This window comes from Pseudomonas sp. Tof1, assembly GCF_055390395.1.
On sequence record NZ_AP024344.1, the window covers coordinates 5,877,107 to 5,901,892 of the forward strand.

27 protein-coding genes are annotated in these 24,786 nt (G+C 62.7%); 14 read left to right on the plus strand and 13 right to left on the minus strand.

What is annotated here, in order from left to right:
• Positions 1-46 precede the first annotated feature (46 nt).
• From pta to ACZ5KU_RS26450, 3 genes are all read left to right on the plus strand, one after another.
• Positions 47-2,146 carry a phosphate acetyltransferase gene (pta, locus tag ACZ5KU_RS26440; protein ID WP_054061736.1) on the plus strand — a complete coding sequence of 700 codons (2,100 nt, stop codon included), beginning with the start codon at positions 47-49 and terminating at the stop codon, positions 2,144-2,146.
• A gap of 101 nt (positions 2,147-2,247) precedes the next feature.
• Positions 2,248-3,153, plus strand: a complete 906-nt coding sequence (locus ACZ5KU_RS26445; protein ID WP_464736472.1) for an acyltransferase — start codon at positions 2,248-2,250, stop codon at positions 3,151-3,153.
• Positions 3,154-3,386: 233 nt separating this feature from the next.
• On the plus strand, positions 3,387-3,845 hold the full coding sequence (locus tag ACZ5KU_RS26450; RefSeq protein WP_464736473.1) for an REP-associated tyrosine transposase: 459 nt from the start codon (positions 3,387-3,389) through the stop codon (positions 3,843-3,845).
• A 260-nt stretch (positions 3,846-4,105) separates the two neighbouring features.
• On the opposite strand, the gene cysN is transcribed toward ACZ5KU_RS26450, so the two are convergent.
• The 3 genes from cysN to ACZ5KU_RS26465 form a co-directional block, all read right to left on the minus strand.
• Positions 4,106-6,004 (minus strand): sulfate adenylyltransferase subunit CysN, encoded by a 1,899-nt coding sequence (gene cysN / locus ACZ5KU_RS26455; protein WP_054058981.1) that lies wholly within the window; start codon positions 6,002-6,004, stop codon positions 4,106-4,108.
• A 13-nt stretch (positions 6,005-6,017) separates the two neighbouring features.
• Positions 6,018-6,935 carry a sulfate adenylyltransferase subunit CysD gene (cysD, locus tag ACZ5KU_RS26460; RefSeq protein ID WP_017904285.1) on the minus strand — a complete coding sequence of 306 codons (918 nt, stop codon included), beginning with the start codon at positions 6,933-6,935 and terminating at the stop codon, positions 6,018-6,020.
• Between the two features lie 167 nt (positions 6,936-7,102).
• Positions 7,103-7,861 (minus strand): Nif3-like dinuclear metal center hexameric protein, encoded by a 759-nt coding sequence (locus ACZ5KU_RS26465; protein WP_054058980.1) that lies wholly within the window; start codon positions 7,859-7,861, stop codon positions 7,103-7,105.
• Between the two features lie 101 nt (positions 7,862-7,962).
• Here ACZ5KU_RS26465 and algW point away from each other — a divergent pair, with 101 nt between their 5' ends.
• Positions 7,963-9,120: a Do family serine endopeptidase AlgW gene (algW, locus tag ACZ5KU_RS26470; protein WP_054058979.1), complete on the plus strand. Its 1,158-nt coding sequence runs from the start codon at positions 7,963-7,965 to the stop codon at positions 9,118-9,120.
• A 172-nt stretch (positions 9,121-9,292) separates the two neighbouring features.
• On the opposite strand, the gene hisC is transcribed toward algW, so the two are convergent.
• From hisC to ACZ5KU_RS26520, 10 genes are all read right to left on the minus strand, one after another.
• Positions 9,293-10,345: a histidinol-phosphate transaminase gene (hisC, locus tag ACZ5KU_RS26475; RefSeq protein WP_054061741.1), complete on the minus strand. Its 1,053-nt coding sequence runs from the start codon at positions 10,343-10,345 to the stop codon at positions 9,293-9,295.
• A 12-nt stretch (positions 10,346-10,357) separates the two neighbouring features.
• A complete protein-coding gene (hisD, locus tag ACZ5KU_RS26480; RefSeq protein ID WP_054058977.1) occupies positions 10,358-11,680 on the minus strand; it encodes a histidinol dehydrogenase in 1,323 nt (440 codons plus the stop codon).
• 175 nt (positions 11,681-11,855) lie between these two features.
• Positions 11,856-12,491, minus strand: coding sequence for an ATP phosphoribosyltransferase (hisG, locus tag ACZ5KU_RS26485; RefSeq protein WP_054058976.1), 636 nt, complete (start codon positions 12,489-12,491; stop codon positions 11,856-11,858).
• 166 nt (positions 12,492-12,657) lie between these two features.
• On the minus strand, positions 12,658-13,923 hold the full coding sequence (gene murA, locus ACZ5KU_RS26490) for a UDP-N-acetylglucosamine 1-carboxyvinyltransferase (RefSeq protein WP_054061742.1): 1,266 nt from the start codon (positions 13,921-13,923) through the stop codon (positions 12,658-12,660).
• A gap of 24 nt (positions 13,924-13,947) precedes the next feature.
• Positions 13,948-14,187 (minus strand): BolA family protein, encoded by a 240-nt coding sequence (locus tag ACZ5KU_RS26495; RefSeq protein WP_017904292.1) that lies wholly within the window; start codon positions 14,185-14,187, stop codon positions 13,948-13,950.
• 115 nt (positions 14,188-14,302) lie between these two features.
• Entirely contained in the window at positions 14,303-14,608 is a 306-nt protein-coding gene (locus tag ACZ5KU_RS26500; RefSeq protein WP_416770500.1) for an STAS domain-containing protein, read from the minus strand.
• Positions 14,601-15,260: an MlaC/ttg2D family ABC transporter substrate-binding protein gene (locus tag ACZ5KU_RS26505; protein WP_054058973.1), complete on the minus strand. Its 660-nt coding sequence runs from the start codon at positions 15,258-15,260 to the stop codon at positions 14,601-14,603. Before ACZ5KU_RS26505 ends, ACZ5KU_RS26500 begins: the two co-directional genes overlap by 8 nt.
• A gap of 11 nt (positions 15,261-15,271) precedes the next feature.
• Positions 15,272-15,739, minus strand: a complete 468-nt coding sequence (gene mlaD, locus ACZ5KU_RS26510) for an outer membrane lipid asymmetry maintenance protein MlaD (protein ID WP_017904295.1) — start codon at positions 15,737-15,739, stop codon at positions 15,272-15,274.
• On the minus strand, positions 15,739-16,536 hold the full coding sequence (mlaE, locus tag ACZ5KU_RS26515) for a lipid asymmetry maintenance ABC transporter permease subunit MlaE (RefSeq protein WP_017904296.1): 798 nt from the start codon (positions 16,534-16,536) through the stop codon (positions 15,739-15,741). Before mlaE ends, mlaD begins: the two co-directional genes overlap by 1 nt.
• Entirely contained in the window at positions 16,536-17,345 is an 810-nt protein-coding gene (locus ACZ5KU_RS26520; RefSeq protein WP_017904297.1) for an ATP-binding cassette domain-containing protein, read from the minus strand. Before ACZ5KU_RS26520 ends, mlaE begins: the two co-directional genes overlap by 1 nt.
• A gap of 290 nt (positions 17,346-17,635) precedes the next feature.
• Between ACZ5KU_RS26520 and ACZ5KU_RS26525 the strand changes: the two genes are divergently transcribed.
• From ACZ5KU_RS26525 to ACZ5KU_RS26570, 10 genes are all read left to right on the plus strand, one after another.
• On the plus strand, positions 17,636-18,610 hold the full coding sequence (locus ACZ5KU_RS26525; protein WP_054058972.1) for a KpsF/GutQ family sugar-phosphate isomerase: 975 nt from the start codon (positions 17,636-17,638) through the stop codon (positions 18,608-18,610).
• Complete coding sequence (locus tag ACZ5KU_RS26530) at positions 18,611-19,135, plus strand: KdsC family phosphatase (RefSeq protein WP_054058971.1); 525 nt, start codon at positions 18,611-18,613, stop codon at positions 19,133-19,135. It abuts the gene before it with no gap.
• An 8-nt stretch (positions 19,136-19,143) separates the two neighbouring features.
• Positions 19,144-19,716 (plus strand): LPS export ABC transporter periplasmic protein LptC, encoded by a 573-nt coding sequence (gene lptC / locus ACZ5KU_RS26535; protein WP_054058970.1) that lies wholly within the window; start codon positions 19,144-19,146, stop codon positions 19,714-19,716.
• A complete protein-coding gene (gene lptA, locus ACZ5KU_RS26540) occupies positions 19,703-20,248 on the plus strand; it encodes a lipopolysaccharide transport periplasmic protein LptA (protein WP_054058969.1) in 546 nt (181 codons plus the stop codon). The genes lptC and lptA overlap by 14 nt, the downstream gene beginning before the upstream one ends.
• Positions 20,248-20,973 carry an LPS export ABC transporter ATP-binding protein gene (lptB, locus tag ACZ5KU_RS26545; protein WP_054058968.1) on the plus strand — a complete coding sequence of 242 codons (726 nt, stop codon included), beginning with the start codon at positions 20,248-20,250 and terminating at the stop codon, positions 20,971-20,973. Before lptA ends, lptB begins: the two co-directional genes overlap by 1 nt.
• 194 nt (positions 20,974-21,167) lie before the next feature.
• Positions 21,168-22,664: an RNA polymerase factor sigma-54 gene (locus ACZ5KU_RS26550; RefSeq protein WP_054058967.1), complete on the plus strand. Its 1,497-nt coding sequence runs from the start codon at positions 21,168-21,170 to the stop codon at positions 22,662-22,664.
• 79 nt (positions 22,665-22,743) lie between these two features.
• Positions 22,744-23,049: a ribosome hibernation-promoting factor, HPF/YfiA family gene (hpf, locus tag ACZ5KU_RS26555; RefSeq protein ID WP_040064265.1), complete on the plus strand. Its 306-nt coding sequence runs from the start codon at positions 22,744-22,746 to the stop codon at positions 23,047-23,049.
• 9 nt (positions 23,050-23,058) lie between these two features.
• A complete protein-coding gene (gene ptsN, locus ACZ5KU_RS26560; protein ID WP_029532608.1) occupies positions 23,059-23,523 on the plus strand; it encodes a PTS IIA-like nitrogen regulatory protein PtsN in 465 nt (154 codons plus the stop codon).
• Between the two features lie 2 nt (positions 23,524-23,525).
• Positions 23,526-24,383, plus strand: a complete 858-nt coding sequence (gene rapZ, locus ACZ5KU_RS26565; RefSeq protein WP_017904305.1) for an RNase adapter RapZ — start codon at positions 23,526-23,528, stop codon at positions 24,381-24,383.
• Between the two features lie 16 nt (positions 24,384-24,399).
• A complete protein-coding gene (locus ACZ5KU_RS26570; RefSeq protein ID WP_054058966.1) occupies positions 24,400-24,672 on the plus strand; it encodes an HPr family phosphocarrier protein in 273 nt (90 codons plus the stop codon).
• Positions 24,673-24,786: the final 114 nt, after the last annotated feature.

Consider the following 24,786-nt stretch of genomic DNA (forward strand, 5'->3'; position numbering starts at 1 on the left):
GGATCAACCATCGGTCCCCGCAGTTGCGCTCCACAAGAGACTACGCATGCAAACTTTCTTTATCGCGCCCACCGATTTCGGCGTGGGCCTGACCTCGATCAGCCTCGGGCTGGTCCGCACGCTGGAACGCGCCGGCCTGAAGGTCGGCTTCTTCAAGCCCATCGCCCAGCCGCATCCGGGTGATACCGGGCCGGAACGCTCGACCGAACTGGTGGCCCGTACCCATGGGCTCAAGCCCCCCCAGCCACTGGGCCTGGCCCATGTCGAGCGGATGCTCGGTGACGGCCAGCTCGACGAACTGCTGGAAGAAATCATCACCCTCTACCAGCAGGCCGCAATCGGCAAGGACGTGCTGGTGGTCGAGGGCATGGTCCCGACCCGCAGCGCCAGCTATGCCGCGCGGGTCAACCTGCACCTGGCGAAAAGCCTGGACGCCGAGGTGATCCTGGTCTCGGCACCGGAAAACGAAGTGCTGACCGAACTGTCCGGCCGGGTCGAGTTGCAGGCGCAACTGTTTGGCGGCCCGAAGGACCCCAAGGTTCTCGGCGTGATCCTCAACAAGGTGCGCACCGACGAGAGCATGGAAGCCTTTGCCGCCCGTCTCAAGGAACACTCGCCGCTGTTGCGCAGCGGCGACTTCCGCCTGCTCGGCTGCATTCCGTACCAGCCGGAACTCAACGCACCGCGGACCCGCGACGTCGCCGAACTGCTGGGCGCCCAGGTGCTCAATGCCGGCGACTACGAAACCCGGCGCATGTCGAAGATCATCCTCTGTGCCCGTACCGTCCTCAACACCCTGCAACTGCTCAAGCCGGGCGTGCTGGTGGTGACCCCCGGCGACCGCGACGACATCATCCTCGCCGTCAGCCTGGCGGCACTCAACGGCGTGCCGCTGGCCGGCCTGCTGCTGACCAGCGACACCAAGCCCGACCCGCGGCTGATGGAACTCTGCCGCGGCGCCCTGCAGGCCGGCCTGCCGGTGCTGTCGGTGAGCACCGGCTCCTACGACACCGCCAACCAGCTCAACAGCCTGAACAAGGAAATCCCGGTCGATGACCGCGAGCGGGCGGAAATCATCACCGATTTCGTCGCCAGCCACCTCGATGCCCAGTGGCTGCACCAGCGCTGCGGCACCCCGCGGGAAATGCGCCTGACGCCGGCGGTGTTCCGCTATCAACTGATCCAGCGCGCCCAGCAGGCCAACAAGCGCATCGTCCTGCCCGAAGGCAGCGAGCCGCTGACCGTCCAGGCCGCGGCAATCTGCCAGGCGCGGGGCATCGCCCGTTGCGTGCTGCTGGCCAGGCCGGCGGATGTCGAGGCGGTGGCCAAGGCCCACGGTTTCGAGCTGCCGCCGGGGCTGGAGATTCTCGACCCGGACGAGATTCGCGGACGTTATGCCGAGCCGATGGTGGCCCTGCGCAAGAACAAGAGCCTCAACACGCCGATGGCCGAGCAGCAACTGGAAGACCCGGTGGTGATCGGCACCATGATGCTGGCGCTGGACGAGGTCGATGGCCTGGTTTCCGGGGTGATCCACTCCACCGCCAACACCATCCGCCCGGCCCTGCAACTGATCAAGACCGCGCCGGGCTGCACCCTGGTGTCGTCGGTGTTCTTCATGCTGTTCCCCGAGCAGGTGCTGGTCTACGGCGACTGCGTGATGAACCCGCACCCCTCCGCCACGGAGCTTGCGGAAATCGCCCTGCAGAGCGCCGACTCGGCCCAGGCGTTCGGCATCGCCCCGCGGGTGGCGATGATCAGCTATTCCAGTGGCGAATCGGCCAGCGGCGAGGAAGTGGAGAAGGTCCGCGAGGCCACGCTGCTGGCCCACGAAGCCCAGCGCGACCTGCTGATCGACGGCCCGCTGCAATATGACGCCGCCGCCAACGAAAACGTCGCCCGGCAACTGGCGCCCAACAGTCAGGTCGCCGGCCGCGCCACGGTGTTCGTGTTCCCCGACCTGAACACCGGCAACACCACCCACAAGGCCGTGCAACGCAGTGCCGACTGCGTCAGCCTGGGGCCGATGCTGCAAGGCCTGCGCAAGCCGGTCAACGACCTGCCGCGCGGCGCCCAGGTCGATGACATCGTCTACACCATCGCCCTGACGGCCATTCAGGCCGCCAACCGACCTGTGGATATCTGAACCGGCTGCACGATCGCATCGACGTCCGCTACCCTCATGCCATAAGGCGTGAGGGCTGCGGCCGCTCGCTCAAACAAGAACGTATCCCTGAGAAAGACACCATGCTCGACTTCCTCCCGGCGCCCCTGCGCGGCCTGCTCGCCTCGCTGCTGCTGGCCCTCAACACCCTGCTGCTGTGCTCGTTCCTGTTCGGCGCGGCACTGTTCAAGGCCCTGCCCTTTGCCCTGACCCAGCGCTTGAGCCACTGGCTGATGAACCACACCCATGAGGCCTGGATCAGCAACAACAAGGCCTGGATGCAACTGGTCAGCAAGACCCGCTGGCACCTCAGCGGTCTGGAGGGGCTGGACTACCAGCATTCCTACCTGGTCACCAGCAATCACCAGAGCTGGGTCGATATCCTGGTGTTGCAGTACGTGCTCAACCGGCGGATCCGCCCGCTGAAGTTCTTCCTCAAGCAGGAACTGATCTGGGTCCCGGTGATCGGCCTGGCCTGGTGGGCCCTGGGCTTTCCCTTCATGAAGCGCTATTCGAAGGCATACCTGGAGAAACACCCGGAAAAGAAAGGCAAGGACCTGGAAACCACCCGCAAGACCTGCGCGAAATTTCGCAACAACCCTGTGGGTATCTTCAACTTCGCCGAAGGCACGCGCTTCACTGCCGGCAAGCATGCGCAACAGCAATCGCCATTCCGCTACCTGCTCAGGCCCAAGGCCGGCGGTATTGCCTTCGTGCTGGACGCGATGGGTGAGCAGCTGGAGTCCGTCGTCAATGTGACCATTCACTATCCGGCGGGACGGCCGGGGTTCTGGGACCTGCTGTGCGGCAAGGTGCGTGAGGTGGTGGTGCATTTCGAGGAACTACAGATCCCGGCGGCATTCATCGGCCGCAACTACGAACAGGATGCCGAGTACCGCCAGGCGTTCCAGGCCTGGATCAACCAGCTGTGGGCGGACAAGGATGCCTTGCTCGCGCGCCTGCACAGTGAGTACCCCGCCAAGGCCTGAGGTATCTGGGAGATCGTCTTCGCGGGCAAGCCACGCTCCTACACGGGCGCGCCGTTTATCGAACAGATGTACGGCACAACCCTGTAGGAGCCGGGCTTGCCCGCGAATGGGCCCGCAAGATCCCCCAAAACGCCTCAGAACTCTCCGACACCTCCCGTTCCCTTGCGCACCTCCAATCCCCAGTCCCCGCTGCTGTAGCTTGAGATCTTCTCAATATCTCGGAAGCCGCGAGGATGACGCACCGCTACAAAGCCAAGAACCTGCGCACCGGCCGCTATTCCGAACCCGGTCGGATCTACCTGCTGACTGCCGTACTGTCCGACCGCGAACCGCTGTTCAGCAAGTTCCACCTGGGCCGCCTGCTGGTACGGAGCTTCAGGACCGCGCAGGAAGAACACGCGGCCCTTTCCCTGGCCTGGGTGGTGATGCCGGACCATTTTCACTGGCTGGTCGAACTGCAGAAGGCCAGTCTCGGTGAGCTGATGGGCAAGACCAAATCCCGCACGGCGTTGGCGGTAAACCGGCGAATGCAGAGAACCGGAGCGCTCTGGCAGAAAGGTTTTCATGACCGGGCGTTGCGTCGGGAGGAAGATTTGCGAGCGGCGGCACGCTATATCGTGGCTAATCCGTTGCGGGCGGGGTTGGTGGAGCGGATTGGGGATTATCCGCTTTGGGATGCCGTCTGGCTTTAATCTTGTAGTGGATTTGAGGACGCATTCGCGGGCAAGCCCGGCTCCTACAGGATTGTGTCGTGCCCCGTCCTGTGAACGACCATACAGGGTTGTGCCGTGCACCCGCCCTGTGAACGACCATACAGGGTTGTGCCATGCACCCGTCCTGTGAACGACGAAGCACTGTAGGAGCGTGGCTTGCCCGCGAAAGCGATCTGAAGGCCCATGAAAAAGCCCGCGACCAATCGCTCGGTCGCGGGCTTTTCAGTTGCCGGCGAGGCTTAGATCGCGCCGCGCTGACGCAGCAGATCCAGCACCTGCTTGACGCTGTCTTCCAGCGACAGGGCCTGGGTGTCGATCACCAGGTCGGCATTGAGCGGCACATCGTACGGGAAGGACTCGCCGGGGATGTTGTCGCCACCGGCCGCGTACAGGCCTTGTGGATCACGCTCGCGGCAGACCAGCGGCGAAGCCTGGACGTAGACGGTGACCAGGCGCTCGCCGCCGATCAGAGCCTTGGCCTGTTCACGGCCTTCGGCATCCGGCGCGACGAAGGCGGCCAGGGTCAGCAGGCCGGCTTCGTTGAACTGGCGCGCCACGTGGGCGGCACGGCGCCAATTTTCGGTACGGCCGGCACGGTCCTGCGGCAGCCCCTTGTTCAGGTCGTGGCGCAGGTTCTGGCCATCCAGGACGAACACCGCACGGCCCATGTCGAACAGCTTGCGCTCCACGGCATAGGCCAGGGTGCTCTTGCCCGCGCCGGAAAGGCCGGTGAACAGCACGGTCGCCGGTTGCTGGCCGAAACGCTGGGCACGCTCTTCGGTCGCGACATGGGCCAGCTTGCCATGGTGGGTGGCACTGCCATGGGCCAGCGGCTGGGCGACGATCATGCCGGCGCCGACGGTGCCGTTGGTCAGGCGGTCGATGACGATGAACGCCCCGGTGGTGCGGTTGCTGTCGTAACCATCCAGAGCGATCGGTGCATCCAGGGCGATCTTGACCTTGCCGATCTCGTTCAGTTGCAGGGCACTGGCCGAGCCTTCTTCCAGGGTGTTCACATCGACCCGGTGGACGATGCTGGCAATCGAGCCCGGCACGTAGCTGGTGGCGCGCTTGATGTCGTATTTCTTGCCCGGCAGCATCGGCTCCTCGGCCATCCAGACCAGCATGGCCTCGAAGCTGTCGGTCACTGGCGGCACGTTGTCGGCATGCACCAGCAGGTCGCCACGGGAGATGTCGATCTCGTCTTCCATGGTCAGGGTGATGGCCTGGCCGGGACCCGCATGCTCCAGTTCGCCCTCGTAGGTGACGATGGACTTCACGCGGCTGCTCTTGCCCGACGGCAGGACCACGACCTCGTCGCCCTTCTTCACGATGCCGCTGGCCAGGGTGCCGGCGAAACCACGGAAGTTCAGGTTCGGCCGGTTGACGTACTGCACCGGGAAACGCAGGTCGGTGAGGTTGCGGTCGCCCGCCACTTCCACGGTCTCGAGGATTTCCATCAGCGACTGGCCGGTGTACCACGGCGAACGCTCGCTGCGGTTCACCACGTTGTCGCCCTTGAGCGCCGACATCGGCACGAAGTGCATGCTCGACGGCTTCATCTTCAGGCCTTCGGCGAACTTCAGGTAGTCGGCCTTGATCGACTCGAACACGCCCTGGTCGAAGTCCTTGAGGTCCATCTTGTTGATGGCGACGACGATGTGCTTGATGCCCAGCAGGGAGGCGATGAAGCTGTGGCGACGGGTCTGGGTCTGCACGCCGTAACGGGCATCGACCAGGATGATCGCCAGGTCACAGGTGGAGGCACCGGTGGCCATGTTGCGGGTGTACTGCTCATGGCCGGGGGTGTCGGCGATGATGAACTTGCGCTTGGCGGTGGAGAAATAGCGGTAGGCCACATCGATGGTGATGCCCTGTTCGCGCTCGGCCTGCAGGCCGTCGACCAGCAGCGCCAGGTCGACGTCCTCACCGGTGGTGCCGACTTTCTTCGAATCGCGGGTGATGGCTTCCAGATGGTCTTCGTAGATCATCTTGGAGTCGTGCAGCAGGCGCCCGATCAGGGTGCTCTTGCCGTCATCGACGTTGCCGCAGGTCAGGAAGCGCAGCAGTTCTTTACGTTCGTGCTGGCCCAGGTAGGCGAGGATGTCCTCGCTGATCAGATCGGATTGGTGCGACATGCTTAGACCCTAATTAGAAATAGCCCTGACGTTTCTTGTCTTCCATGGAACCGGCGCCATCGTGGTCGATGACCCGGCCCTGGCGCTCGGAAGTACGCGTCAGGAGCATTTCCTGAATGATGTCCGTGAGGGTTTCGGCCTCGGACTCCACCGCGCCCGTCAACGGGTAGCAGCCAAGGGTACGGAAACGCACCTTCTTCTTGACGATACGGGCCTTTTCCTCGTCGCTGAGGTGCTCGAGGATGCGCTCGTCGTCGATCATGATCAGGGTGCCGTTCTTCTCGATGACTTCACGCTCGGCGGCGAAGTACAGCGGCACGATCGGGATGCCTTCGAGGTAGATGTATTGCCAGATGTCCAGCTCGGTCCAGTTCGACAACGGGAAGACACGGATCGACTCGCCCTTGTTGACCTTGCCGTTGTAGACGTTCCACAGCTCCGGACGCTGGTTCTTCGGATCCCAGCGGTGCTTGCTGTCGCGGAAGGAATACACGCGCTCCTTGGCGCGGGACTTCTCTTCGTCACGACGGGCGCCGCCGAAGGCCGCGTCGAAGCCATGCTTGTCCAGCGCCTGCTTGAGGCCCTGGGTCTTCATGATGTCGGTGTGCTTGGAGCTGCCGTGGGTAAACGGGTTGATGCCCTGCGCCACCCCTTCCGGGTTGACGTGGGTGATCAGGTCCAGGCCCATTTCCGCGACCATGCGATCACGGAACTTGTACATCTCCTGGAATTTCCACTGGGTGTCGACATGCATCACCGGAAACGGCAACTTGCCGGGGAAAAACGCCTTGCGGGCCAGGTGCAGCATTACGGCGGAATCTTTGCCGATGGAGTACAGCATCACCGGGTTGTCGAACTCGGCGGCCACCTCGCGGATGATGTGGATGCTTTCCGCCTCCAGCTGTTTCAGATGCGTCAGTTTGTCGACCATGGCTACTCACGAAAAGCGTTCTTGTGGACGGCCTGCGGGCCGTGTTCGAGCCAGGCATGCTAGCACAGCGACCTATTCTATTGATTAGGCCGGATAGATCGAAACGATATAAGAATATATCGCCTCGTTTGGCTGCCGTCCCTTTTCCGCAGGCCCGCCCGGCGGGCTCATATCGGGTTCGGGCAGTCGATGAACAGGTGTTCCAGGGCGAAGCGCCGTGCCAGGTAATCGCCCAGGGCCTGGACGCCATAACGCTCGGTCGCATGATGGCCGGCGGCGATGAAGCTGATGCCGTTCTCCCGGGCGCTGTGGAAGGTCTGCTCGGACGCCTCGCCGCTCAGGTACAGGTCGACCCCGGCCAGCACCGCCTGGTCGATATAGCCCTGGCCACCACCGGTGCACCAGCCGACCCGGCGGATCATCTCGTTGCCCTCGATCAGCAGCGGCTCACGCCCCAGCACGCCCTGGACCTTGTGGGCGAAGTCGCGCGGGGTCATCGGCTCGCCGAGGGAGCCGACCAGGCCGACCACTTTGGGATTCTCCGGGTCCAGCGGACCCTCGACGGTGATATCCAGCTGGCGGGCAAGCTGCACGTTGTTGCCGACTTCCGGGTGCAGATCCAGCGGCAGGTGGTAGGCCAGCAGACTGGTATCGTGCTTGAGCAGGGTTTTCAGCCGGCGCTGCTTCATCCCCACGACACAAGGGTCCTCGCCCTTCCAGAAGTAGCCATGATGCACCAGCACCAGATCGGCCTCGGCCTCCACCGCCGCATCGAGCAGCGCCTGGCTGGCGGTGACGCCGCTGACGATCCGACAGACCTGCGGCCGACCCTCCACCTGCAGGCCGTTGGGGCAGTAATCGGCGATTCGCGAAATACCGAGAAAGCGGTTCGCCTCCTCGACCAGGGTACTCAGGGCAACGGCCATAAAAACTCCTCAATATCCCATCCAGAGGCGCTCGCAGCCTCGTATAATGCGCGACATTATGGGCCGTCCCGGATGGCCTGCAACCTCCCAGGACGTGTTCAATGCTCAAGGCTCTGCGTTTTTTCGGCTGGCCGCTGGTGGTCGGCGTGCTGGCCGCTTTGCTGATTATCCAGCGTTACCCCCAGTGGGTCGGCCTGCCTGACCTGGATGTGAACCTGCAACAGGCCCCGCAGACCGCGACCATCCAGCAGGGTCCGGTGTCCTATGCCGATGCGGTGAACCTTGCTGCGCCGGCGGTGGCCAACCTGTACACCACCAAGATGGTCAACAAGAACAGCCATCCGCTGTTCGAAGACCCGCAGTTCCGGCGTTTCTTCGGCGACAACCTGCCCAAGCAGAAGCGCATGGAGTCCAGCCTGGGTTCGGCGGTGATCATGAGCAAGAGCGGTTACCTGCTGACCAACAACCACGTGACCGCCGGCGCCGACCAGATCGTCGTGGCGCTCAAGGACGGTCGCGAGACCCTGGCACGGGTGATCGGCAGCGATCCGGAAACCGACCTGGCGGTACTCAAGATCGACCTGCCGGACCTGCCATCGATCACCATCGGCAGTTCGGACAAGATCCGCATCGGCGACATCGCGCTGGCCATCGGCAACCCCTTCGGTGTCGGCCAGACCACCACCATGGGCATCATCAGCGCCACCGGGCGCAACCAGCTGGGCCTGAACAACTACGAAGACTTCATCCAGACCGACGCGGCGATCAACCCCGGCAACTCCGGCGGCGCGCTGATCGATGCCAATGGCAACCTGACCGGAATCAACACGGCGATCTTCTCTAAATCCGGCGGCTCCCAGGGCATCGGCTTCGCGATCCCGATCAATCTGGCGGTCGAGGTGATGAAGGCGATCATCGAGCACGGCCAGGTGATCCGTGGCTGGCTGGGTATCGAAGTGCAGCCGCTGACCCAGGAACTGGCGGAGTCGTTCGGCCTCAGTGGACGTCCGGGCATCGTCGTGGCGGGTATTTTCCGTGACGGGCCGGCGCAACGGGCCGGCCTGCAGCTGGGTGACGTGATCCTGAGTATCGACGGCGAACCGGCCAATGACGGGCGCAAGTCGATGAACCAGGTAGCGCGGATCAAACCGACCGACAAGGTGGCGATCCAGGTGCTGCGCAATGGCAAGGAGCTCAAGCTGACGGCAGAGATCGGCTTGCGTCCGCCACAGCAGACGGCGCCACAGGAAGAGGAATAGGCAAAGACGCCTGCCACCTGAGGGAGCGGCGTTCCATGGCAGTCCATTCTGTGGGAGCCGGATTTATCCGCGAAGCCTTTTAGCGTTCCTCAAGGACCCTTTCGCGGATAAATCCGACGCCCCCATAAATCCTGCCGCCGCTCCCTCTATACGGCTACAAAGGATCAGGCGATCAAAGCTCGCCCAGAGCCTCGATCAGCGCCTGGTTCTGCTCCGGTGTACCGATGGTGATCCGCAGGAACTGAGCGATACGCTCCTGCTTGAAGTGACGCACGATCACCCCCTGTTCCCGTACCTTCGCTGCCAGTGCCGCGGCGTCGTGCTGCGGGTGCCGGGCGAAGATGAAGTTCGCCGCCGACGGCAGCACCTCGAACCCCTTGGCCTGCAGTTGCGCCACCAGCCGCTCACGGCTTTCGATGACTTGGCGACAGGTCTGCTCGAAATACGCCCGGTCCTCGAACGCCGCCGCCGCGCCGGCAATCGCCATGCGATCGAGCGGATAGGAGTTGAAGCTGTTCTTGACCCGCTCCAGCGCCTCGATCAGGTCCGGATGCCCGACCGCCAGGCCGACCCGCAGCCCCGCCAGGGAACGCGACTTGGACAGGGTCTGGGTCACCAGCAGGTTCGGATAACGATCGATCAGGCGGATGGCCGTCTCGCCACCGAAGTCGATGTAGGCCTCATCGACCACCACCACCGAATCCGGGCTGCTCTGGAGAATCTGCTCCACCGCGTCCAGCGCCAGCAGGCAGCCGGTTGGCGCGTTCGGGTTGGGGAAGATGATCCCGCCGTTGGGCCGGGCATAGTCGGCCACGCGGATCTGGAACTGCTCGTCCAGCGCCAGCGCCTCGAAGTCGATCCCGTACAGGCCGCAGTAGACCGGATAGAAGCTGTAGCTGATATCCGGGAACAGCAGCGGCCGATCCTGCTGGAACAGGCCGTGGAAGATATGGGCCAGGACTTCGTCGGAACCGTTGCCGAGGAACACCTGGCTGGTCTGCACGCCGTAGTACTCGGCCACGGCCTGCTTGAGTCGGTCGCCGTTGGGGTCGGGATACAGGCGCAGGTTGTCGTTGACCTCGGCCTGCATCGCCGCCAGGGCCTTGGGCGACGGGCCGTAGGGGTTTTCGTTGGTATTGAGCTTGACCAGCTTGGTCAGCTTGGGCTGCTCACCCGGCACGTAGGGCACCAGGTCCTTGACGAATTTGCTCCAGAACTTGCTCATGCTTGTTTCCCCTTATTCCTGGTCTTCGGCGACGATCCGGTATTCCGCGCTGCGGGCATGGGCGCTCAGCGACTCGCCGCGAGCCAGTACCGAAGCGGTCTTGCCCAGTTCGGACGCACCCTGTTCGGAGCAGAAGATGATCGACGAACGTTTCTGGAAGTCGTAGACCCCCAGCGGCGACGAGAAGCGCGCGGTGCCGGAGGTCGGCAGCACGTGGTTGGGACCGGCGCAGTAGTCCCCCAGGGCCTCTGAGGTATGACGGCCCATGAAGATCGCGCCGGCGTGGCGGATCTGCGGCAGCCAGGCCTGCGGGTCGGCAACCGACAGCTCCAGGTGTTCCGGCGCGATACGGTTGGCGACCTCGATCGCCTGTTGCATGTCGCGTACCTGGATCAACGCGCCGCGACCATTGATCGAGGTCTCGATGATCGGTGCACGGTCCATGGTCGGCAGCAGCTTGTCGATGCTCGCCGCAACGCGGTCGAGGAACGCCGCATCGGGGCTGACCAGAATGGCCTGGGCATCTTCATCGTGCTCGGCCTGGGAGAACAGGTCCATGGCGATCCAGTCCGGATCGGTCTGGCCGTCGCAGACCACCAGGATCTCCGAAGGACCGGCGATCATGTCGATGCCGACCTGGCCGAAGACATGGCGCTTGGCGGTGGCCACATAGATGTTGCCGGGGCCGACCACCTTGTCGACCTGCGGCACGCTCTCGGTACCGTAGGCCAGCGCCGCGACCGCCTGGGCGCCACCGATGGTGAACACCCGGTCGACACCGGCGACGCAGGCCGCCGCCAGGACCAGTTCGTTGACCTCGCCACGCGGGGTCGGCACCACCATCACCACCTCACCGACGCCGGCGACCTTGGCCGGAATCGCGTTCATCAACACCGAGGATGGGTAGGATGCCTTGCCGCCGGGCACGTACAGGCCGGCGCGATCCAGCGGCGTGACCTTCTGGCCCAGCACCGTGCCATCGGCCTCGGTGTAGCTCCAGGAGTCCTGTTTCTGCCGTTCGTGATAGCTGCGCACACGGGCGGCGGCCTTTTCCAGGGCTTCGCGCTGGGCCTGGGTGATGCGGGTCAGGGCCAGTTCCAGGCGCTCGCGCGGCAGGATCAGGTCGGCCATCGAGGCCGCCTCCAGGCCATCGAAGCGCTGGGTGAACTCGACCACGGCGGCATCGCCGCGCTCGCGCACCGCCTTGATGATATCCAGCACCCGCTGGTTGACCGAGTCATCGGACACGCTTTCCCAGCTCAGCAGATGATCCAGATGATGGGCGAAATCGGGATCGGCAGCGTTGAGTCGGCGAATGGCGGTGGACGTAGTCATAGCGAGGGCCTCAATAATTGGCGAATGCTTGGGAACAGCAAGTCTCAGGCGCCCGGTGGGCGCTGACGCTCAATAGCGATCACGCGCCCCAGACTACCAAGCCATCCGCGTGGGCACCTGAGAATTCCGGCTATGACACGGATAGATGGGCGCGGCTCAGGGCCGCGCATGTGTGTCAGCTACGGTGTCGCGACTCCACTGCCTTGCGCAGGGTGTCGATCAGGGACTGGATACGGGCGTGCTGCATCTTCATCGAGGCCTTGTTCACCACCAGGCGGGAGCTGATGGTCGCAATCAGTTCCTGGGGTTCCAGGCCGTTGGCCCGCAGGGTGTTGCCGGTGTCGACGACGTCGATGATCTTGTCGGCCAGGCCGATCAGCGGCGCCAGCTCCATCGAGCCATACAGCTTGATGATATCGACCTGACGGCCCTGCTCGGCGTAGTAGCGCTTGGCGACATTGACGAACTTGGTCGCCACCCGCAGCCGGCCCTTGGGCTCGACCGCACCGACGGCGCCAGCGGTCATCAGCTTGCAGCGGGCGATCTGCAGGTCCAGCGGCTCGTACAGTCCCTGGCCGCCGTACTCCATCAGCACATCCTTGCCGGCGACGCCGAGGTCGGCTGCACCATGCTCGACATAGGTCGGCACGTCGGTGGCACGAACGATCAGCAGGCGGACATCCTCCTGGGTCGTCGGAATGATCAGCTTGCGGCTCTTGTCCGGATTCTCGGTGGGCACGATACCCGCCTCGGCGAGCAACGGCAGGGTATCGTCGAGGATACGGCCCTTGGACAGTGCAATGGTCAGCATGGGGAAACCTAGGTCCTTCAATTCAGGATATTGCAACACTCTAACAGACCGAAGCGCATTCCCTGTAGGAGCCGGCTCGCTGGCGATCGCGATGGGTCAGTGACACACCGCGATCGCCAGCAAGCCGGCTCCAGCCAGGGCGGAGCCGGACCGTCACCCGCAATGGCTAGCCCGGAACGCGACGGATCTTGGCACCCAGCATCTGCAGCTTCTCTTCGATGCACTCGTAGCCACGGTCGATGTGGTAGATCCGGTCGATCAGGGTGTCGCCTTCGGCGGCCAGCGCCGAAATCACCAGGCTGGCCGACGCCCGCAGGTCGGTGGCCATGACCGGAGCACCCTTGAGGACTTCAGTGCCGGTGACGATCGCGGTGTTACCCTCGACCTGGATCCTGGCACCCATGCGGTGCAGTTCGTACACGTGCATGAAGCGGTTTTCGAAGATGGTCTCGATCACCGCGCCAGTGCCTTCGGCAATCGCGTTGAGGGAGATGAACTGGGCCTGCATGTCGGTCGGGAACGCCGGATACGGCGCGGTGCGCACGTTGACCGCCTTCGGCCGCTTGCCATGCATGTTCAGCTCGATCCAGTCCTCGCCGGTGGTGATGACCGCGCCGGATTCCTTGAGCTTTTCCAGGACCGCTTCGAGGATGGTCGGATCGGTATCCTTGACCTTGACCCGGCCACCGGTGACAGCGGCCGCCACCAGGTAGGTGCCGGTCTCGATGCGGTCAGGCATGACCTTGTAGTTCGCCGAATGCAGGCGCTCGACACCGTCGATGGTGATGGTGTCGGAGCCGGCGCCGGAAATCTTCGCGCCCATGGCATTGAGGAAGTTCGCCAGGTCGACCACTTCCGGTTCGCGCGCGGCGTTCTGCAGCACGCTGCGACCGCGGGCCAGGGCCGCGGCCATCATGATGTTCTCGGTACCGGTCACGGAGACGGTATCGAAGAAGAAGTTCGCGCCACGCAGGCCGCCTTCCGGCGCCTTGGCCTTGATGTAGCCGCCCTCGACGTCGATCACCGCGCCCATGGCTTCCAGGCCGCGGATGTGCAGGTCGACCGGACGCGAGCCGATGGCGCAGCCGCCCGGCAGGGCCACTTCGGCCTGGCCGAAACGGGCAACCATCGGGCCCAGTACCAGGATCGACGCACGCATGGTCTTCACCAGCTCGTACGGCGCCACCAGGGTCTTGATGGTGCGCGGATCGATTTCCACGGCAAGCTTTTCGTCGATCACAGGCTCGATGCCCATGCGCCCGAACAGCTCGATCATGGTGGTGATGTCGTGCAGGTGCGGCAGGTTGGCCACGGTGACCGGGCCATCGCACAGCAAGGTGGCAGCCAGAATCGGCAGGGCGGAGTTCTTTGCCCCGGAGATGCGGATTTCGCCATCAAGACGAACGCCGCCGGTAATAATCAGTTTATCCATAGGAATCTCGACGCCAATTCAGGCTCAGGTGCGCTCGGCCCAGGCCGCGCTGCTGAAAAATTTCATGGTGACCGCATGGATGCTGCCATCGGCGATCCATGGGTTCAAATGCGCATAGATGCTCTGCTGACGCTTTACCGGGCTCAAGGCCGCCAGTTCGTCACTGATCACATTCAACTGGAAGTTGCAGCCCTGGCCCTCAACTTCAACCTGGGTTCCTGGCAGCTTTTCTTCAAGGAAGCTTTTTACTTCGGTGGCCTGCATGCTCAACCTCGATCGGCGCCCAACGCGCGCGGGTCGGTCATGATACAAAAAAGCCCCGCGCCTGCGAACCCCGCATGAGCAGGACTCTGACGGGGGGCTTCAAGCCTTGCGCCAATTATTGAACGCCCAGCAGTTCCGTCAGTTCGGAAACCTCGGCGATTTCGCGCATTTCCCGGGACATGCCCCGGATGCTGAAGGACTTGCCAAGCCTGGCCGCATCGCGCATGAAGGCCAGCAGCAGGGCCAGGCCGACGCTGCTGGACTTCTCCACCGCCGAACAATCGACCACCAGCGCCGCGGCGTCGCTCGACTCGATCAGCACCTGCCCCTGCTTGCGCAAGGCCGCACCGGTACTGTAGTCGAGCACGCCGGCCAGGTGCAGTTCACCCGCCTCACCCAGGCGAATGCTGGCCTCACTCACCGCCGCTATCCTTCTGCGGGTTCTTCTCGGATTCGGCCTTGGCCTTCTCCACCTCACCCGCCCAGCCGTCGATGGTCTTGTCCAGGTTGTTGCCGTTGCGCTGCATCGCGTCAGCGAACTGGTCACGGAACAGCTTGCCGATGTTGATGCCGTTGATGATCACGTTGCGCAGTTTCCATTCGCCGTTGATCTTCTCAAGGGTGTAGGAAACCGGATAGATCGCGCCGTTGTTGCCCTTGACAGTCATGCCGACGCTGGTGCGGTCACCCGACTCGTCCTTGGGCGCATCGACGGTGATGCCCTGGTTGTTGTACTCGAGCAGCGCGTTTCCATAGAACTGGAACAGGCCACGCTTGAAGTTTTCCTGGAAGCGGGCCATCTGCTCGGGCGTTGCCTTGCGCGAGTACTTGACGGTCATGATGCTCTTGGAAATGCCTTCGGCGTCCACCACCGGGCCGACAATGGCGTTCAGCGAGTTGTAGAAGTCACCCGGGTTCTGCTTGTACTTCTCCCGGTTCGCCGCGAGATCGGCGAGCATCTTGTTGGTGGTGTCCTGCACCAGGTCGTGGGCAGAAGGAGCCGCCACGGCATTGCCCATCAGCGGCAACGCCGCAAGCAATACCAGCAGGCTACGGCGCAAGATAGAGATCATGGAAAAACTCCTCATTTGGCGTCTTTATTAACGGTATTGAGCAGGAATTTACCGATCAGATCTTCCAGTACCAGCGCCGACTGGGTGTCATGGATGGTTCCGCCATCCTTGAGCAGGGTGTCTTCCCCGCCCACGCTGATACCGATGTACTTCTCACCGAGCAAACCCGCGGTGAGGATGGACGCGGTCGAGTCAGTCGGCAGGTTGTTCACGCTCTTGTCGACTTGCATGGTCACCCGCCCCGTGAAGTTGTCGCGGTCCAGATCGATCGCCGTGACCTTGCCGATGGTCACACCGGCCATGGTCACCTTGGCTCTGACAGTCAAACCGGCGATATTGTCGAAGTACGCGTAAAGTTTATATGTTTCAGTATTTGCCGTAGGGGATAGCCCACTGACCCGCAATGCCAGCAACAGCAAAGCCAGGATGCCGGCCAGCAGGAAAAGGCCGACACCGATTTCCAGGGTGCGGTTTTGCATCAGAAATCTCCAAACATCAAGGCGGTCAGAATAAAGTCCAGGCCGAGTACTGCCAGGGAGGCATAGACCACGGTCTTGGTAGTGGCACGGCTGATCCCTTCCGAAGTGGGCTCGCAGTCGTAGCCTTGAAACACGGCAATCCAGGTCACCACGAAGGCGAACACGATGCTCTTGACAATCCCCTTCAGCACGTCGCCGTTGAAGGTCACGCTGTTCTGCATGTTGGCCCAGTAGGAGCCGTCGTAGACGCCCAGCCAGTCCACCGCCACCCACGAACCGCCCCAGATGCCGACCACGCTGAAGATCATCGCCAGCAGCGGCAGGGAAATGAAGCCGGCCCACAACCGGGGCGCGACGATGTACTTGAGCGGATCGACACCGATCATTTCCAGGCTGGAAAGCTGCTCGGTGGATTTCATGTTGCCGATTTCCGCAGTCAGGGCCGAGCCGGCACGGCCGGCGAACAGCAAGGCGGTGACCACCGGCCCCAGCTCGCGCAGCAGCGTCAGGGCGACCATCTGTCCCACCGCCTGCTCGGAACCGTAGCTGGACAGGATATTGAAGCCCTGCAGCGCCAGCACCATGCCAATGAAGATCCCGGATACGACGATGATCACCAGCGACATGACACCCACGGCGTGCAACTGCCTGACCAGCAGGCCGAAACCGCCGCCGATGCCGCCACGGCCGAACAGCACGTGGAACAGAAACAGCGTCGAACGCCCGAGCACCGCGAGCACGTCGATGCCCGAACGCCCGAACAGACGAATTCTCTCGATCAATGAATGCTTGCGCATCAGCGCTTCCCCAACAGATCTGCGCGGTAATCCGGCGCCGGGTAATGGAACGGCACGGGACCATCCGGATTGCCGGTCATGAACTGGCGAATGCGCGGGTTATCGGCATTCATCAGTTCTTCGGGCGTGCCCTGGCCCAGCACCTGCCCGTCCCCCACCACATACAGGTAGTCGGCGATGCTCGCGGTTTCCGCCAGGTCATGGGAGACGACGATGCTGGTGATACCCAGGGCATCGTTGAGCAGGCGGATCAGCCGCACCAGCACGCCCATGGCGATCGGGTCCTGGCCGACGAACGGCTCGTCGTACATGAGGATCTGCGGATCCAGCGCGATCGCCCGCGCCAGGGCCACGCGCCGCTTCATGCCGCCGGAAAGCTCGTCGGGCATCAGGTCGACCGCGCCGCGCAGGCCAACGGCCTGCAGTTTCAGCAGGACGATGTCGCGAATCATCTCCTCCGGCAGCTCGGTGTGCACCCGCAGCGGAAAGGCGACGTTCTCGAAGACATCCAGATCGGTGAACAGCGCCCCGCTCTGGAACAGCACGCCCATGTGCTTGCGCGAGTCGAACAGGTCGCTGCGCGACAGCGCCGGCAGGTTCCGGCCGTTGACCCAGACCTCGCCGCTGTTGGGGCGCAACTGCGCGCCCATCAACCGCAACAGGGTGGTCTTGCCACATCCGGAGGGCCCCATGATGCCGGTGACCTTGCCCCGCGGAATGCGAATATCGACATTATTGAAGATGCTGCGCGCGCCGCGCTTGAAGGTAACCCCCTTCAGCTCGACCGCGTAGGCGTTATCGACGCTCATCTAGACTCCTTGCGATGCAGCCTCTGTCTCGGACACCAGGCCCCTGTAAAACGAGGTGCGCACATCCTGAGCGGGCCGAACTGGTCGCGAACTATATCACTGCTGATACGAGCCGCCCAAGGCCGAAGCCGCGCTTGTTCAGGCGAGGGACAGTCGGTTTTGACACACACCCGAGCGAAAACTGACAGCCGCCTCCTACACCCACGGCGTAAAGAGCAACGATCAAGCGTGAGGGAATTGCTCATTACCGCTATAATCGCGCCTTTTCATCGGGCTATACGATTTCTGACATGAGCCAATCCAGCGACCTGATTCAATCGGCACAACGCACCATCCGCCTCGAAGTAGAAGCCGTGGAAGGCTTGTTGGCCCACATCGACGCAGATTTCGTACGCGCTTGCGAGATGATTCTGGCCAGCAAGGGCCGCGTGGTCGTGCTCGGCATGGGCAAGTCCGGGCACATCGGCAACAAGATCGCCGCGACCCTGGCGAGCACCGGCACCCCGGCCTTCTTCGTCCACCCGGCCGAAGCCAGCCACGGCGACATGGGCATGATCACCCGCGATGACGTCATCCTGGCCCTGTCGAACTCCGGCTCGACCTCGGAAATAGTCACCCTGCTGCCGCTGATCAAGCGCCTGGGCATCCAGCTGATCAGCCTGACCGGCAACCCGGACTCGCCGCTGGCCAAGGCTGCCGAAGTCAACCTCAACGCCCGCATCGAACACGAGGCCTGCCCGCTGAACCTGGCACCCACCTCGTCGACCACCGCGGCCCTGGTGATGGGCGATGCCCTGGCCGTCGCCCTTCTCGAAGCCCGTGGCTTCACCGCCGAAGACTTCGCGTTCTCCCATCCGGGCGGTGCCCTGGGGCGGCGCCTGCTGCTGAAAGTGGAAAACGTCATGCACGCCGGCGACGAGTTGCCACAGGTGCTGCGCGGTACCCTGCTGAAAAACGCGCTGATGGAAATGACTCGCAAGGGCCTGGGCATGACCGTGATCGTCGAAGCCGACGGTCGCCTCGCCGGGATCTTCACCGATGGCGACCTGCGTCGCACCCTGGATCGCACCATCGACATCCACAGCGCCCTGATCGAAGAGGTCATGACCCCTCACGGCAAGACCGCCCGGGCCGAGATGCTCGCCGCCGAGGCCCTGAAGATCATGGAAGACCATAAAATCAGCGCCCTGGTGGTGGTCGATGACGAGGATCGCCCGGTCGGCGCCTTGAACATGCACGACCTGCTGCGCGCCGGAGTAATGTAAATGAGCACTGATCTGCTGCAACGCGGCAAGAACATCAAGCTGGCGGTATTCGACGTCGACGGCGTCCTTACCGACGGTCGCCTGTACTTCCTCGAGGATGGCAGCGAGTTCAAGTCGTTCAGCACCCTGGACGGCCAGGGTATCAAGATGCTGATGGCGGCTGGCGTGCAAACCGCTATCATCAGCGGCCGCAAGACCGTGCTGGTCGAGCGACGCGCCAGGAACCTGGGCATCCCCCATGTGTTCCAGGGCCGCGAAGACAAGCTGGTGGTGCTTGACGCCCTGCTCGCCCAACTCGGCCTAGACTATGAACAGGTCGCCTATCTGGGCGACGACCTGCCTGACCTGCCGGTGATCCGCCGCGTCGGCCTGGGCATGGCCGTGGCCAATGCCGCGAGCTTCGTGCGCGAACACGCCCACGGCGTGACCCAGGCACGTGGCGGCGAGGGCGCCGCGCGCGAATTCTGCGAGCTGATCCTGCGCGCCCAGGACAGCCTTGAAGCGGCCCACGCCGCCTACCTGTAGAGCCTTTTATGCTGAACAAGAAGATTCGCAACATTCTGCTGTTCGGAGTCATTGCCGCCCTGTTCGCGGCCGTTGGCTACTGGAACATCAGCCCGGAACGCTTCCTGGAACAGACGGCCGCACCGGTGGACAACAATGCCATCGACTACTATGCGATCAATGCCCATAGCGTCCAGTACATGCCCGACGGCAAGGTGCAGTACGACATGACCGGTGACAAGGTCGAGCATCTCAAGGTTTCCGACGTCACCCTGGTGACCAAGCCGGACCTGCAGGTCTACCGCGGCACCGCGTTCCCCTGGCACGTCCAGAGCGAACGCGCCGAGGTCAACCCGGACGGCACCGAGGTCGAGCTGATCGACTCGGTGCGGGTCGCGCGCACCGACGAAAAGCAGCGCCATGTCATCATTACCACGACCCGGATGACAGTATTCCCACAGAAGCAATATGCGCAGACCGAGCAAGCCGTTAGAATCGACGGCCCCAACGGCGTGACCACGGGCAAGGGCATGAAAGCCTATCTGGAAGAAAGCAGGATGCACCTGCTATCGAACGTAAGAGGACAGTATGAGTCTCGTTAAAACCCTCCCTATTTTGCTCAGCCTGGGCGCAGCACTGGGAAGCGTGAGCGCCTGGGCTCTGCCGAACGACAGCGAGCAGCCCATCCGCATTCAAGCTGACGACGCTCAACTGGATGACAAGCAGGGCATCGCCACCTACAAGGGCGACGTCATCATCACTCAGGGTTCGATGATCGTTAAGGGCAACACCGTGACGCTCACCCGGACCAAGGACGGCGCCATCGACGTGGTGACCTCCGTGGGCAACCTGGCCTACTTCGAGCAGAAGCAGAAAGCCACCGACCCGCAGCCGGTCCGCGGCTACGGCAAGACCATCCAGTACCATGCCCAGCAGAACCGCATCGTCCTGATCGACCAGGCCAAGGTGGTCAACGAAGGCAACACCACCGAAGGCGAGAAGATCGTCTACGACACGGTGAAACAGGTGGCAACCGCCGGTCGCGCCAACGGCAGCCCGATCACCACGCCGCGCCAGCGCATCGACATGGTTATCCAGCCGAAAAAGAAAACTGACGAGCACAAGGCCCAGTAATGGCAATTCTGAAAGCCCAGCATCTGGCCAAGGCCTATAAAAGTCGCCAGGTCGTGCGTGACGTCAGCCTGTCGATCGAAAGCGGACAGATCGTCGGCCTGCTCGGCCCCAACGGTGCTGGCAAGACCACCTGTTTCTACATGATCGTCGGCCTGGTCCAGGCCGACCAGGGTCGCGTGCTGATCGACGACCAGGACGTCAGCCACCAGCCGATGCACGGCCGCGCCCGCGCCGGGATCGGCTACCTGCCCCAGGAAGCCTCGATTTTCCGCAAGCTGTCGGTGGCCGACAACATCATGGCGATCCTCGAGACCCGCAAGGACCTCGACAAGGCCGCCCGTCGCAAGGAGCTGGAAAGCCTGCTGCAGGAATTCCATATCAGCCACATCCGTGACAACCTCGGCATGAGCCTGTCCGGTGGTGAACGACGCCGCGTGGAAATCGCCCGTGCCCTGGCCACCGCGCCGAAGTTCATCCTGCTGGACGAACCGTTCGCCGGCGTCGACCCGATTTCCGTGGGCGACATCAAGCAGATCATCCATCACCTCAAGGCCAAGGGCATCGGTGTACTGATCACCGACCACAACGTCCGCGAGACCCTGGATATCTGTGAAACCGCCTATATCGTCAACGATGGACAACTGATCGCCGAAGGCGATTCGCAAACCATCCTGGCCAACGAACTGGTCAAGGAAGTCTATCTGGGCCACGAGTTCCGCCTGTAAGCATCGGGGAACCCAATACCCGCCTGAGCGCATGAGTTTTCGATAAAAACCACCGCTTTTTCCGGCTTTTTATTGTTACAGCGCTCTAGGCAAACACTCCGGTTTCGGGCATATAATTTGCTTATGTTTGGCGCTCCGGCGCCCTGTAGTGGATGGCGCATGCGCGCCGGCAAATAAGGTGTTAAGCCCCTGCCATGAAACCATCGCTAGTCCTTAAAATGGGCCAGCAGCTGACGATGACGCCGCAGCTGCAACAGGCCATCCGCCTGCTCCAATTGTCGACCCTGGATCTTCAGCAGGAAATCCAGGAAGCCCTGGAATCCAATCCGATGCTCGAACGCCAGGAAGAAGGCGACGACTTCGATAACAGCGATCCAATGGCCGACAAGGCCGAGCAGAACACCACGCCCGAAATCCCGGAAACCTCCTACCAGCAGGAAACCGCCCCCACCGTCGACAACATCGACGAAGGCGAGTGGAGCGAACGCATTCCGAACGAACTCCCGGTCGACACCGCCTGGGAAGACGTCTACCAGACCAGCGCCAGCAGCCTGCCCGGCAACGATGACGACGAGTGGGACTTCACCACCCGCACTTCGGCCGGCGAAAGCCTGCAAAGCCACCTGCTGTGGCAACTGAACCTGGCTCCGATGTCCGACACCGATCGCCTGATCGCCGTGACGCTGATCGACTGCATCAACAACCAGGGCTACCTGGACGAGACCCTCGAAGAGATTCTCGAAGCGTTCGACCCGGAGCTGGACATCGAACTCGACGAGATCGAGGCCGTCCTGCATCGCATCCAGCAGTTCGAGCCCGCCGGTATCGGCGCGCGCAACCTCGGCGAATGCCTGCTGCTGCAACTGCGCCAGCTGCCGGCCAAGACCCCCTGGCTGAACGAGGCCAAGCGCCTGGTCACCGATTTCATCGACCTGCTGGGCAGCCGCGACTACAGTCAGTTGATGCGGCGCATGAAACTCAAGGAAGACGAACTGCGCCAGGTCATCGAACTGGTACAGAGCCTCAACCCGCGCCCCGGCTCGCAGATCGAGTCGACCGAAGCCGAGTACGTGGTCCCCGACGTGATCGTGCGCAAGGACAACGAACGCTGGCTGGTGGAACTGAACCAGGAATCGGTGCCACGCCTGCGGGTCAACCCGCAGTACGCCGGCTTCGTCCGCCGTGCCGACACCAGTGCCGACAACACCTTCATGCGCAACCAGTTGCAGGAGGCGCGCTGGTTCATCAAGAGCCTGCAGAGCCGCAACGAGACGCTGATGAAGGTCGCCACCCAGATCGTCGAGCATCAGCGCGGTTTCCTGGAGTACGGCGACGAGGCGATGAAGCCGCTGGTGCTGCACGACATCGCCGAAGCGGTGGGCATGCACGAGTCGACCATTTCCCGGGTCACCACCCAGAAATTCATGCATACCCCCCGCGGTATCTACGAACTGAAATACTTTTTCTCCAGCCACGTCAGCACTTCCGAAGGCGGCGAATGCTCGTCCACGGCGATCCGCGCGATCATCAAGAAACTGGTGGCGGCGGAAAATCAGAAAAAGCCGTTGAGTGACAGCAAGATCGCTGGTTTACTGGAGGCACAAGGCATTCAGGTCGCCCGTCGTACCGTCGCCAAGTACCGCGAGTCCCTCGGAATCGCGCCTTCCAGCGAACGGAAGCGGTTGATGTAACCGCCGGGCGTGCCACAGCGTTCCAGTGGCAAGCCATCAGGCTTGCCGCTTTATGCACTGGCAACGAAGGAGAAGCTGTATGCAAGTCAACATCAGTGGACACCAACTGGAAGTGACCGAACCACTGCGTGTCTATATCGGTGAAAAACTCGACCGATTGGAACGCCACTTCGACAAGATCACCAACGTACAGGTGACAATGGCCGTCGAGAAACTGAAGCAGAAAATCGAGGCCACTTTGCATATCCACGGCGGCGAGGTGGTTGCCAATGCAGAACATGACGACATGTATGCAGCAATCGACCTGCTGACCGACAAGCTCGACCGCCAACTGAAAAAGCACAAGGAAAAGAACCTGCACCTGCTCCAAGGTACGGGTCGTTAACACCCTCCCATGATTCGACTTGAAAATATCCTGACCCCCGGCCGTTCCCTGGTGAACGTGCCGGGCGGCAGTAAAAAGCGTGCACTCGAACAAATTGCCAACCTGATCAGCCGCGAAGTGCCCGATCTGGAGATGCAGGATGTCTACGAGAGCCTGATCGCCCGGGAAAAACTCGGCTCCACCGGCTTTGGCAATGGCATCGCCATCCCCCACTGCCGGCTCAAGGGCTGCGAAGCGCCCATCAGTGCCCTGATGCACCTGGACGCCCCTATCGATTTCGACGCCATCGACGGCGCCCCGGTCGACCTGCTGTTCGTGCTGCTGGTCCCGCAGGCTGCCACCGATGCGCACCTGGAACTGCTGCGGCAGATTGCCAGCATGCTGGACCGCAAGGAGGTGCGCGACCGCCTGCGTAGCGCACCAAGCAATGAAGCCCTGTATCAGGTTGTCCTGGACGTGCAGAACGGTCAGTAACCATGCGCTTGATCATCGTCAGCGGCCGCTCCGGCTCAGGTAAAAGCACCGCCCTCGACGTACTCGAGGACAGCGGCTATTACTGCATCGACAACCTGCCGGCCGGGTTGCTGCCGGAACTGGCCGAACGGGCGTTGATCCATACCGAGCTGGCGCAACCGCTGGTCGCCGTGTCCATCGACGCGCGCAACCTGCCCAGCCACCTGTCACGTTTCCCCGAACTGCTGGACGAAGTCCGCGGCCGACATATCCAGTGCGACGTGCTGTACCTGGATGCCGATGAGGAAACCCTGCTCAAGCGTTTCTCCGAGACCCGTCGACGCCACCCCCTGAGCAGCGCCAACCGCTCGTTGGCCGAAGCCATCCGCGACGAGAGCAACCTGCTGGGGCCGATTGCCGACCTGGCGGACCTCAAGGTCAACACCACCAATCTCAACCTCTACCAGTTGCGCGATACCATCAAGCTGCGGCTGCTGAACCAGCCGGAACCGGGCACCGCATTTCTGGTAGAATCGTTCGGCTTCAAGCGCGGCATGCCGGTGGACGCCGACCTGGTGTTCGACGTGCGCTGCCTGCCCAACCCGTATTGGAAACCGGAACTGCGCGAGCAGTCCGGGCTCGACCAGCCGGTAGCCGAATACCTCGCCGCACAGCCGGACGTCGAGGAGATGTTCCAGGACATTTCCAGCTACCTGCTCAAATGGTTGCCACGCTTCGCCGCCAGCAACCGTGCTTACGTCACCATTGCCATTGGCTGCACCGGCGGGCACCACCGCTCCGTCTACCTGACCGAGCGCCTGGGTCAGTTGTTGCAGCAGTCCCTGAAGAACGTCCAGGTCCGCCACCGCGACCTTAGCTGAAAGGATCACCATCGCGATGCCCGCTCTGGAAATCGAAATCATCAACAAGCTGGGCCTGCATGCCCGCGCTTCAGCGAAGTTCGTCGGCGTTGCCGGCCAGTATCCCTGCCAGATCCGGGTCGGGCGCACGCCCGAAAGCATGGTCGACGGCAAGAGCATCATGGCCATGATGATGCTGGCTGCGGGCAAGGGCACCCGGATCCACATAAAGACCGAAGGCGAACAGGAAGACGAGGCCATGGCGGCGTTGGTGGCGTTGATCAACAACTACTTCGACGAAGGCGAATAACCCCCCTGCGGAGCGGGCAAGCCCGCTCCCCCATCAGCGGTGGGCAGCAGGCCTGCCTGCAGCGGATAACCTGCCGCTGATCAGGCACCCGCCAGCCAGCCGAACAACCGGGCA